Source organism: Acinetobacter sp. ANC_7553 (assembly GCF_056779895.1).
Genome location: NZ_JBWYIV010000024.1, coordinates 1 through 9,413, shown reverse-complemented (window position 1 = coordinate 9,413; position 9,413 = coordinate 1). Strand labels below are relative to the sequence as shown.

Sequence of the window (9,413 nt, the reverse complement as noted above, 5' to 3'; positions counted from 1 at the left end):
ACATGCCGTAAGAGATTCGATTGATCTGCATATTTGGTAAATCTAAAAACTTAGGTTTATCGACCTGTTTAATTGTTGCTGATTGAATTTTTTAGAACTAAAGCCAAGTTGTTCCAAGAGTGGATAAAACATTCTGAATTTTTTTGGCTCTAAAAGCATGTCTGCAAGGCGTTTCGTAAAGTCTTCGGAGGACTCTCCGATTTCGGCATATTCGTTACCAACTTTGGGCAGTTCAGATAATTTATGTGCGAACAAATTGAATAGCCACCAATTTTGTAGATGCTTTATAGCTCTTCTAAAATTAACATAATACACGTTATGCGAAGTTGAAAGTTTGAGACTATAGCCTTAATTTTTAATATTTTTTTAAAATTTAAGACCTAGGTCAGTCACTAGGTTTTTTTGTTTCGTATAACAGCCATTATGTTAAGTGGCTAGGTTTCATTTTAATCTTAGCAATTCGACAAAATATGATTCCAGAACATAGTCCACAAAGTGTGCTTAAAACGATTATTAAAACATCAGCTTTTTGAGTTGGTCCATTATTAAGTATTGTCATGTAGATTTTGAACGCTGGAAAGGCTATTAGAGAACACCAAAAACACAAATAAATTGAGGATAGAAAATTTATTTTACGAAGTAAAAGCGCTATTGGTAATACAAGTAAAAAATTTATAGTAAGGGTAAAAGGAACAGCAAATAGCATAATGAGTAATGAAACAGAAAATAATAACTGAATAAATTGGGTTAGCTGAAAATCCCCCAGTGAACTTATGCAAATAGTTGCTATAAAAGGCAAAGGAGCTACGACAGAAGAAACTAATGTCGCTTTGATTAAGTTTCCTTGATTTTGAATATTATTTTTTTCCATAAAATAGATCTATAACCTAGATACGAACAGTTTAAACTGTTAATTTGTATTAAGAAAATCTAAAATTAACATAATACACCTTATGCAAGACTCAGGTTAATCCTGAGTTTTTTGTTGGATCTGTTCATTTGAAGCAAACATACCAGGATTAGTGATCCTAATATCTTCCTGACATTGAGAGCAAAGCATTAGCTCAGCAAACAACTTAACATTCTGCCTAATTCCACAAAGCGTACATGGTTTAGATAACTGAATAATATTGTCCATCATTTACTTCTCTCCAAAAAAATTTCGTTATACATACTGAGTTTTATATTTTTACACACAACTAATATTCGCTTTAAAACCATCAATATCAAGAAAAATTCAGAGCTCAAGTGTTTATCTATATATATTAATTACTTATTGAATTTTTCCCCAAAAAAATGAGCTATACCCCAAATTTACTGAGAGCCCAGAATTTTCACCATATAAAACAAATATTTATGTATAATTTTTCATATTTTATAGCCCTTTTCGGTGAGCTGGCTTTTTTCTTTATTTTTCAATTATATAAACTTATATTTTGCTTTTTTAGAGCCCCACTTTTTTAACCCATTAAAATTCCATGTAAACCTTATGGTGTAAAGGATTGAGAGGTTTCATCGATAGATGCGTGGTGTGTGAGAAAAAATATTCGGCATGTGCCGAGACCAAAAGAGATTTACCTGGCTAAATTGACGTACAGAGAATGCTTGGTTAACAACTCAATTTTGTTTCTCTCCAGAGAAACGAGTAAGCGTGCATTCCTGATCTGCTGATCAAAAATGAAAAAGCCCTGGGAGCAAATTTTGAAAAAAGAACCCCTTAATAAATACGCATAGAATGCGATTTAAGCGCAGTTAAAATAAAAACACTGTTCTCTAGCTAAAAAACGAAAACAGGGCTAAAAACGAAAAATAAGAAGCAATAAGGAGGATATAAGCGAGTGTCTACGAGCGACACACAGAAAAATTGATCTCTCCCCCCTCTGAAAAACCATTTTTTATAAAAATTTAGCTAGAAATAAAATCATATGACAAAAAGTAGCTTCTAAATCGAGCGAAGCGAGCATAAAAAATTATATGAGCGAAGCGAATACCGAATGCTTTTGCTTTTATAGAATTCACAAAGAGATTAGAGAAAAAATTGCCCCGACGAACTGAGCGCAAGCGAAGTTCAATAGAGTTTGAGCGAAGCGAAAACCAAGGGCAATTTTTCAAACAGCCTTTTTTATTTATTTTTAAATCTTTTAAATCTTTTCAGCCCCCTGTATCCCTTATATAGCAAAGGTATCAGAGTTTAACTATGACGGATTGACTACTAACTATGACGGATTGACTACTAACTATGACGGATTGACTACTTAACTATGACGGATTGACTACTAACTATGACAGGTATATATTTGTCATATATTAAAAAAATCAATGGCTTCATTTTGGATAAGAATCAAGTTGTAAAATCAAATCAAGTTATAGAAGCATCATATCAATTAAGTGCTGTAGAGCAACGTATCGTCTTAGCAGCAATTTCCCGTATTCCTAAAAACCAACCAATCACAGATGATGAACTATATCCTGTGAGTGTTAATGAACTACAACGCTTAGGGGTACATGAGAAAACCGCATATAGGGATCTAAAGGAAGGTATTAATAGACTTTACGAAAGATCAATTAACCTTACTGTTAACGATAAATCTATAAAGATGAGATGGGTCCAAGAGATCCAGTTTTTGGATAGCCAGGGTGTCATTGGTATTCGCTTTTCAAAACCCATTTTGCCTTTCATTTCTAATTTAAGTAGAGAGTTTACTAAGTATGCTTTATCAGATATTGCTGGAATCAACAGTGGGTATGGTATCCGTATTTATGAACTGTTGGTCCAGTATAGACAAATAGGTAAGCGTGAAATCTCCGTTGATAACTTACGAACAATGCTAGAACTCGGTAAGAAATATCCGTTATTTGCCGACTTTAAGAAACGAGTAATTGATACTGCGATAGACCAAATAAATGAATACAGCCCTTTAACCGTAACGTATGAGCAAAAAAAGACAGGTCGCAAAGTTACTCATATTCTATTTTCGTTTAAGGAAAAAGCTAAAAATATTAATTCCCCAGATATAGATATACCAAAAGAGTTTTATAAGCTGACAGATGCTCAAATTAATATGTTTGGTAATCAGCTATCCCGTTTGCATGAACTTTCCCATTTAGCACTAGAAGGTGAAAGCTACGAAACATTAGCATCAAAAATTAAAGAAATGCTTAGAGATCCTAAACAACAAAAGCAATTTTTACCCTACTTAAAAAACTTAGGCTTCAAATCTTGAGTGTATTGGAGAATACACTTATTGTATCCCTTAATACGTATCGTAAATACACAGTAATACACTATGAAAACAAGTACAAAATACAGTGTTAGTGATGCTGCTGCACTGTATAAAAAATCTCGTGCAACACTCTATAAAGATATAAAAAATGGAGTATTAAGTCGTGATCACGATGGTTACATAGACTTTTCAGAGTTACTTCGTGTGTATGGCGAACCATTTAATACAAAACAGTCAAAACGTATCGATACGTCTGCAATACAAAATCCAAATACACCTGAGTACACGGATCAAACAATCATAGAATTAAAAAATCAAATCGATTTTTTAAAGAAACAATTAGAAAAAGCAGAAGATCGGGAGGCCAAAGCTAATTCTCGTATTGATACACTTCTTACACTCATCGAAATGAAGCCCTCTAAGGTCAATATTGAATCTGATACAACTCATACCGAGAGTAATTCACTTCCTAGTACAGAAGATATAATCCCCCCCCTTCAGTCTGAGCAGTCTAAAGAGGACGGATTGACTACTATCGATGTAGAAAAAAAGCGAATTCCTGTTCCTGAGCATGTTGAACCTGAGCCTAAAAAGCGTGGCTTCCTGAGCCGATTCTTCCTGCCGAATGGTTAAATAGAACTACACAAAGTTGTGAAACAAAGATTAAAGGATAGACGTGGAACGTGACAAATCACAAAAAAGCCGCTCCAGTGCGCTGTTTACTGGAACGGCTTTAGTTAAGATATTGATGCTTATAGGAAAAATTCAAGCATTTCGTATAACGTGTATTATGTTAATTGTAGAAAAACTTAAGTTATCAAAAAATTTTAAATAACGATGAATTTAATTCTATTGTGCTAATTTTTAGAAATCTTAAATGATAGAATTAAGGAATTACCAGATTAAAGTATCTAGAATGAAGGCTATATAATCATGTCATTGCGTAAAATCACTCTTCATGGTTATAAATCAATAGAACAGCTCGATAATTTTGAGTTGTCTAATCTCAATATTCTCATCGGTGCCAATGGTGCTGGGAAAAGTAATTTCATCAGTGTCTTTAAACTGCTTAATGAAATGTATGAACAGCGGTTGCAACTCTTTGTTCAGCAACAAGGTGGACCTGATAACCTATTACATTTTGGTAGAGATATAACTGATAAAATTTATGCAGAATTTTATTTTAAGTCAAATGGTTATAAATTTAGCTTAATACCAACAGTCGATAATAGATTAATTTTTGAAAATGAATATTTGTGGTTTGAAGGTGTTTACTATGCTCCTAGCAACCATTTAATAGGTTTTGGTAGCGGAGAGTCGGCACTCAAAGAATCTAAAGATAGTTATGCACCTTATGTACGTGACGCATTGAAAGGCTGGCGTGTATACCACTTTCATGACACTAGTGAAACAGCTAAAGTAAAGAGAAAACATTCGGTAAATGACAATATTAGATTAAAACCTGATGCTGAAAATTTGGCAGCTTATTTGCGTATGTTATCTATTGAATATAATGAGGAATATCGAAGAATAGTAGAGACGATTCAACTCGTATTGCCATTTTTCGATGATTTTTTACAGCGTGAAGATGACTCAGAATTTATTGAATTAGAATGGCTTCAGATTAACCGCCCCGATACTCCTCTTAAAGCGCACCTCTTATCAGACGGTAGCCTTCGCTTTATCTGCTTAACAACCCTACTTTTACAACCTAAAAAATTGTTACCAGCTACCATTATTATTGATGAACCTGAGCTAGGTTTACATCCGTATGCAATAAGTGTGTTAGCAGATATTTTTAAACAGGTTTCAGAAGATAAACAGTTAATTATTTCAACACAATCAGTTGAATTAATTAATGAAATGCAATCAGATAACATCATTGTTGTCGATCAAGTTCAAGGAAAATCGACTTTTAAACGATTTGAAAAAGATGAATTAGAAGAATGGTTAGAGGACTATAGTTTAGGAGAGTTGTGGAAACAAAATGTTTTAGGTGGGAGACCTTAATAACATGCAAGAAGTGATTGTAATTTCAGAAGGTCAAACTGAAGAAGCTTTTATTAAACAGGTTGTTGCTCCTTTCTTTAATTCACAGCAGATATACCTAAAACCTCTATTAATGAATACATCATCTACAGCGAAAGGTGGAGCTATAAACTATGATCGTTTAAAGAAAAATGTTAGGAATACTTTAAGAGGTAAACCCGATATAGTCTTAACTACTTTTCTAGATTTATATGGATTAGATCCTAGTTTTCCGAATTTTAAAATTGCATCAAAATTAAGTAATGTTTACGAACGTGTTGAGCTATTAGAGAAAGCATTACATGAAGAATTAGTAAGTTACGTTGGATGTAGACCTGAAAAAATAATTCCATATATACAACCTTATGAATTTGAAGGACTGCTATTTTCTGATGTAAAGACACTTTGCTCAATTGAACCAGATTGGCACCGATCAGAACAAATCTTGCAGGCTATGAGAGATAAAGTTGCTTCTCCTGAACATATTAATGATAGTTATGAAACAAAACCTGCAAAAAGATTGGAAAATAATCTGCATCCTAAATATAAAAAAACCACACATGGTCCAAGAATTTCTAAACATATCGGAATAGAAGTAATGGAAAGAGAATGTGCTCATTTTAAGACATGGTTAGATCAAATAAGAGCTTTAAAAAAATAGAAACTTTATGGCTCTTATTTAACATAACGGCTGTTATACGAAATAAAAAAACCTAGGCATTGGCCTAGGTCTTAAATTTTAAAAAATAAATAAAAATTAAGGATATAGTCTCAATTTTAAACTTCACATAACGTGTATTATATTAATTTTAGGCACTCTTAATTATGCCTCTAAAATCTCGATTAGCTGTTCCTTAGTTAAGGTATAAGGCTTACCAAGCTCTTGCCATTTAGCAATCATTCGTTCATATACATGAACTTTAGCTGAATGTGAGTTTCTGTTGCCTGCTTGGATCACATCAACATAGCGATTATCTTTTTCCAGAGCATCAACAAAACTCATAAACTCAGGCTCATTATTCCCATCAAAACCTGGGAACTTTACTTGAGTATCTGAAATACCACTTTTATCAGACAATCGACTGTAAGTATCACCAATTAGTTCATAGACCTGTAGGATATCTAAAACAAGGTCAGCATCTTCCGATGGTAAGTTTTCAGAGAAGTAATCAAAACTTTGAGAGTATAGCCACTCATGACCATCTCGTAGCTGTTCAGCTAACTTAAAGTGATAATCCGAATTATCCGTATTTAAATGACCTAAAATTTCATGCTGATTAGCTAGAAATAAACACTCTTTATCTGTTAATTCAATTTTCATTTATTCATCTTATAAAGTATTGGAACTCTATATATCTATTTATTATTTTATTTTTCAAGGTATTATCCATATTAATTTCACTTAATTTATATTCCTTGTTTTAGCTTTCGAACAAATGGACATCCATCTCTACCATATCCTCCAAAATCAGGACGTTCAGGGAAAAACCATTGTTGACCATTCCAATCAACGTCATGAGTAGTAGGTTTTTGTGGATTGAATACAACTTTACATACTCCAAAAGGAGAGTTGCTAGGATAAATATTCATAACAACGCAGTTACGATTACCTACCCTTATCCAATCATATGGTTTAATTTCTGGATGTTTCATAGCACTTTACCCCTTATTAGATACTTACTTTTAAAAATAATCTTTTAAATATTAAATATATATGAAAAAATGCTTTACTATTTAATATATACTATCTAGTATATTAATTAGATACCGCTTCGCCTCTGTCAACATTCTTGACATATATATATCGAGTTATCGATATATTGCCTACTAAGCGGTTTTTTTTCGTCTGGAGAAAAGTTCCTTGTTGATCCCATACAACAAAAGCTATCTAACATTAGATCAACAAATTGAAAAACTTAAAGTCAATGGACTGATCATTCATAATGAAAATTACGCTAAAAAATGTTTAATCAGTTACAACTATTATCGACTTAGTGCTTATTGGCATTTATTCAGACAACGAGATCCAAATGATAGTACTAAAAAGTTAGGTAAATTCGAATCAGGTCATACTTTTGAAGAAGTTATACAAATTTATGAGTTCGACTATCAATTACGTAAACTAATTTTTGAAGCAATTACTGATATAGAAACATTTCTAAGAACTCAGGTCGCCTATCATATACCGGGTATCAACAATGATGCATTCGCTATGTATGATCAATCACTGTTCTACATGCGATCACGTAGAAATTTGAAAGGTATCGACTATCAGGGGTTGATGAAAGGTATCAACACTGAAATATCCCGTGCTAAAGGCGAAGACTTTATTAGTCACTTTAAGAATACTTATAATGATACTTATGATGACCACCCAAAACTACCATTTTGGGTGCTAACTGAAATTGTAAGTTTCGGCACTTTAAGAAAAATTTACAAACACCTTAAATCATCACATAAGCATTTAATAAGTGATAGTTTCAATATTGGTACGACATCATCAAGTTCACCATCTCCATATATTCATATAGATAAGGAAAACTTAAACAGTCATTTATTCTTAATTAATAAATATCGTAATGTTTGTGCTCATCATGGCAGGCTTTGGAATAGAAAAGTTAAGGATGTACTTACTGCTGATGCTGCTACAGAACTACAAATATCTGAGCATACAAATGGTGGGCTGTATGCCCTAATTATTGTCATTGCTAGATTACTAGAGCCTACGGGTCACGCTAAAGATTGGAAAGATTCAATATATTGTCTTTTAGAAAAAAATTTTCCGTTAGGAGATATCACAAAGTTTACAACACTCCCCTTGGACTGGCATAAGCATCCAATTTGGAAATAACCAAACCCCGATAAATATCAGTTTTTTTATTAATATGCTTTACATTTTTTGAGATTATTTAACATAAAATCTCTTATACGAACTCTAGATTAAAAATGTAAAAAAATTCCAAATATAGATTTGGGCTTTTAAAATTAATTTTTAACTTATTTTACTGCAGGAGATTTAGCTTCAGATGCAGCTTGAGTCTCAGTTGCTACAGGAGTTAGAGTAAAAACTTGAACTGCAGATAACATCAATACAGCAACTAAATTTGATTTAACTAAAGTTATTTTAATAATTCCCTAAACATTTTAGGGTTACTTAAGATAAATAAAACAATAAGGCCCTCATTTGAGGGCCTTATAGATCACTAAACTTTATTCAAAAATTTACTTTTGTTTATTTAGTTTTTTCATTAATTTAGCAAGTTTAGTCTCATGCTTAGAAATCTTTTTTTTACGTGACTTAATTTCTTTCTTCAAAGATTTCAAAATTTTATTAGCCATAATACTACTCCTTAATAGAGGCATCCGTTGACTGGTGTTTTTTGATAAAACTACGGATAAATTTTCTTACTTCGCGCGCAGCTGTAGTATCGAGTTTGTCGCATAAATGAACAAACTCATCACGTTCAGCATCATTAATACGAATTAAGAGTTGAGCATTTTTCCTATTTACCTTTTTTTTGGGTGATTCAGTCATAACGTATTATCCCCAAGGAAATAAATAAAATGTATATTCATTGTATATACATTTTTATTTAAGTCAAACATAAAAAAGCCCAACATCCTGTTGGGCTTTTTTATGTATTTGATGCGTTGGTATAACTCCTGTCGTACCTGCATATTCCATTGCTACGATTTCTTATTGTTATCTGGAGCATCCTGCTCTCTATGTGTTCATCATAGAAAATTGAGGGGGATCGGTATAGACGCAAAATACCTGAATGAATGTGAGCCAAGGCGTACAAAATTGATTAAAACTTATCCCAAAAGTTGTCCGCAGAAATTGGGGATGAATTTGATCTTAAAAGGCATATATCTTATAGGGAATTACGGTTTTTGATCACTTTTTAACCAATTTTATTGGCAAGAAGTATCAAATTTGCTCAAAAAGCAACCGACATGTTTCACAGTCGGTTTTTTGCTGTTTTTCGGGGTGGGTGAAAATTTTTAAGATATTGATTTTAAATCATTATTTTGATTGCATTTCGCATAACGCCTATTATGTTAAATGGGGGGGAAGATGAAAGGATTTTTTCCTAGATTTTCATAGAATCTAAAAAGTTTGATATGCTCAATATCTAAATAAAAAAATGTATGTGAAAT

General features: G+C 32.5%; 9 protein-coding genes. 5 read left to right on the top strand and 4 right to left on the bottom strand.

The window, feature by feature from the left end; genetic code table 11:
- Positions 1 to 421: 421 nt before the first annotated feature.
- Positions 422 to 871: a hypothetical protein gene (locus AC1M9I_RS14210; RefSeq protein ID WP_481611181.1), complete on the bottom strand. Its 450-nt coding sequence runs from the start codon at positions 869 to 871 to the stop codon at positions 422 to 424.
- 1,459 nt (positions 872 to 2,330) lie between these two features.
- On the opposite strand from AC1M9I_RS14210, the gene repM reads away from it, so the two are divergent.
- From repM to AC1M9I_RS14190, 4 genes are all read left to right on the top strand, one after another.
- A complete protein-coding gene (gene repM / locus AC1M9I_RS14205) occupies positions 2,331 to 3,224 on the top strand; it encodes a replication initiation protein RepM (RefSeq protein ID WP_092768949.1) in 894 nt (297 codons plus the stop codon).
- Positions 3,225 to 3,287: 63 nt separating this feature from the next.
- Positions 3,288 to 3,857 (top strand): plasmid replication DNA-binding protein, encoded by a 570-nt coding sequence (locus AC1M9I_RS14200; protein ID WP_092768946.1) that lies wholly within the window; start codon positions 3,288 to 3,290, stop codon positions 3,855 to 3,857.
- A gap of 300 nt (positions 3,858 to 4,157) precedes the next feature.
- Positions 4,158 to 5,234, top strand: coding sequence for an AAA family ATPase (locus AC1M9I_RS14195; RefSeq protein WP_481611180.1), 1,077 nt, complete (start codon positions 4,158 to 4,160; stop codon positions 5,232 to 5,234).
- A gap of 4 nt (positions 5,235 to 5,238) precedes the next feature.
- Positions 5,239 to 5,913 (top strand): DUF4276 family protein, encoded by a 675-nt coding sequence (locus AC1M9I_RS14190; RefSeq protein ID WP_481611179.1) that lies wholly within the window; start codon positions 5,239 to 5,241, stop codon positions 5,911 to 5,913.
- A 162-nt stretch (positions 5,914 to 6,075) separates the two neighbouring features.
- On the opposite strand, the gene AC1M9I_RS14185 is transcribed toward AC1M9I_RS14190, so the two are convergent.
- Together AC1M9I_RS14185 and AC1M9I_RS14180 are read right to left on the bottom strand one after the other, a co-directional pair.
- On the bottom strand, positions 6,076 to 6,573 hold the full coding sequence (locus AC1M9I_RS14185; RefSeq protein ID WP_481611178.1) for a YfbU family protein: 498 nt from the start codon (positions 6,571 to 6,573) through the stop codon (positions 6,076 to 6,078).
- Between the two features lie 86 nt (positions 6,574 to 6,659).
- Positions 6,660 to 6,905, bottom strand: coding sequence for a hypothetical protein (locus AC1M9I_RS14180; RefSeq protein ID WP_018680089.1), 246 nt, complete (start codon positions 6,903 to 6,905; stop codon positions 6,660 to 6,662).
- A gap of 208 nt (positions 6,906 to 7,113) precedes the next feature.
- On the opposite strand from AC1M9I_RS14180, the gene AC1M9I_RS14175 reads away from it, so the two are divergent.
- A complete protein-coding gene (locus AC1M9I_RS14175; RefSeq protein WP_309171717.1) occupies positions 7,114 to 8,103 on the top strand; it encodes an Abi family protein in 990 nt (329 codons plus the stop codon).
- A 492-nt stretch (positions 8,104 to 8,595) separates the two neighbouring features.
- Here the strand turns inward: AC1M9I_RS14175 and AC1M9I_RS14170 are convergent, their stop codons facing one another.
- A complete protein-coding gene (locus tag AC1M9I_RS14170) occupies positions 8,596 to 8,787 on the bottom strand; it encodes a hypothetical protein (RefSeq protein WP_481611177.1) in 192 nt (63 codons plus the stop codon).
- Between the last annotated feature and the right edge of the window lie 626 nt (positions 8,788 to 9,413).